2 protein-coding genes and 1 pseudogene are annotated in these 1,885 nt (G+C 36.1%); 1 reads left to right on the top strand and 2 read right to left on the bottom strand.

The window, feature by feature from the left end; translation table 11 throughout:
- Both HMPREF0083_RS28955 and HMPREF0083_RS26960 read right to left on the bottom strand, forming a co-directional pair.
- A partial coding sequence (locus HMPREF0083_RS28955) for a hypothetical protein (protein WP_021619606.1) occupies window positions 1-351 on the bottom strand: 351 nt, incomplete at its 3' end.
- Window positions 352-963: 612 nt separating this feature from the next.
- A pseudogene (locus tag HMPREF0083_RS26960) lies at window positions 964-1,272 on the bottom strand (ArsR/SmtB family transcription factor); the annotation flags it as partial.
- Window positions 1,273-1,406: 134 nt separating this feature from the next.
- On the opposite strand from HMPREF0083_RS26960, the gene HMPREF0083_RS03315 reads away from it, so the two are divergent.
- Window positions 1,407-1,763, top strand: coding sequence for an ArsR/SmtB family transcription factor (locus HMPREF0083_RS03315; protein WP_040301351.1), 357 nt, complete (start codon window positions 1,407-1,409; stop codon window positions 1,761-1,763).
- Window positions 1,764-1,885 lie beyond the last annotated feature (122 nt).

The raw sequence follows: 1,885 nt of genomic DNA on the forward strand, positions 1-1,885 counted from the left end.
CTCTGGATCATACTGGATAATCAACACCCTTGGTTTTACAAGATTTGCAGGATTTAGATCGGACTCATCAGTTATGCTTGCGTTGGTGTAGTAAGTGGAGACATCGGGAAAGCGAAGAAAGAATAAGATGAACCCCACTATCTGTTTGGATGGTGATGTAGTACTATCTAAAAAGTTTAAACTAACCCATAACCTTTTTGGGGAATGTATACAATTATTAATCCAGTTAAAAAGAGGGGCGTCTATGTCTTCAGTCATTGGAGCTATAAATATAGGAGCGATGGATAATGGCCCAACTATCATCGCGAAAAGTACTGCCTTTATTTCCCCTAAAGCCATGAATAAGGGCATTTACCCAACACCTGTCCATACGCAACCGCATAGTATGAAGTGTAAGTAAATCAATCATACATGGAGGGGTGAACGTATGGGATTCTTTCATGAGAGAGAGGAAATCGGGGTCATTCTTGTTCTGTTTATCCTCTTGGTTATTATCGCGTGTGCATGTAATTAATACAGGAAATGGATTTCTAAAACTCGGATGATGGAATGGGAAACTCGGCGATTATGCCGAGTTTTCGTTTTGTTCCACAAGGCTTACGGGATTTAGGATTAGACGCTGGTGTAGTAAATAGATACCAAGTCACAAAGAAGAACACACTGGTTTAGGCTGGTAGGCTCTTTGATAAATTGAAAATTCATTTAATCTTGGAGTGTGTTATTTTCATATACTCTTCATATGCTTTTTGTGTTTTTTTGAGTTCAGTTATTTTATTTTCAGTAGTATTAAGTAGTTCCATCTCTCCACCAAATCCTCCTGCATAGGCTATTTCAAATGGTGCATAAGTATGTCCAATATACTTATAATTTTCGGATATAGAGCAATATCCTGGATTGCCTGATCCGTATTTACAAAATGAAGGTATCTCTTTAAGGGAATTTTCTTCAAGTGATTCTTTTAGGTGTAACTACAAATTCCCTTTCTTCTTTTTCCAAATAACAAGCATTTAATATCGATTCAGTTAAATCGACTCCTAATTTTCCTGATAAATGATCGTAGCAAGTTCTGGCTTCCCGAAGCAATTTTACTTGATTAAATTGTTTTAACGAACGCGCTACCTCTTCATTAGCTAGCCGATAATAGCGATGGCGTCCATGTTTTTCAACGTGAACAAGGTTACCTTCTATTAATTTAGAAAGGTGAAAGCTGGCTGTTTGAGGTGTTATTGCAGCCATAAAAGCTAATTCACTAGCTGTATGAAAACGTCCGTTTTTAGTTCTTTATTACATTAGAAAATTTGTATTGAAAATTTTTCGGAACAGCAGTATCCTATACATATTCAAATATTTGAATATGTATAGGATACTGCTGGGAAATAATACGTTAAAAAGATGGAGGAATTTGAGTGGGCAACGACATGCAGCAATTTAAAGCTGATTTTTTTAAAGCTTTATCACATCCTTTACGAATACGTATTCTCGAATTATTGGTGGAAGGTGAAAAAAGCGTAAATGAAATTCAAAGTATTCTTAATAGTGAAGGTTCTGCTGTTTCCCAACAATTAAGCGTACTACGTGCTAAAAATATTGTTGTGGGAACTAAGGATGGAAAGCGAGTGATGTACTCTCTTCGAGATCCTTTGATTACAAAATTGCTAGCTGTCGCACGAGAAATTTTTAATAATCATTTAATTGATACGATTTCCATGCTGGAAGAGCTGGATGAAGAAGACATAAGCGTAAAACAGATAGTGGAACGATAGCATGAAGGAAAATAAGCTGAGAACTAGGATCATAAGGGGAGAGTTAACTTGTGTAATATCACAAAATCATAAACACAATAGAACAGAGTTATATACATCTGGTTTGATCAATCGACAAACTT

Origin of the sequence: Aneurinibacillus aneurinilyticus ATCC 12856, from assembly GCF_000466385.1 — a bacterium.
Taxonomy (GTDB): domain Bacteria; phylum Bacillota; class Bacilli; order Aneurinibacillales; family Aneurinibacillaceae; genus Aneurinibacillus; species Aneurinibacillus aneurinilyticus.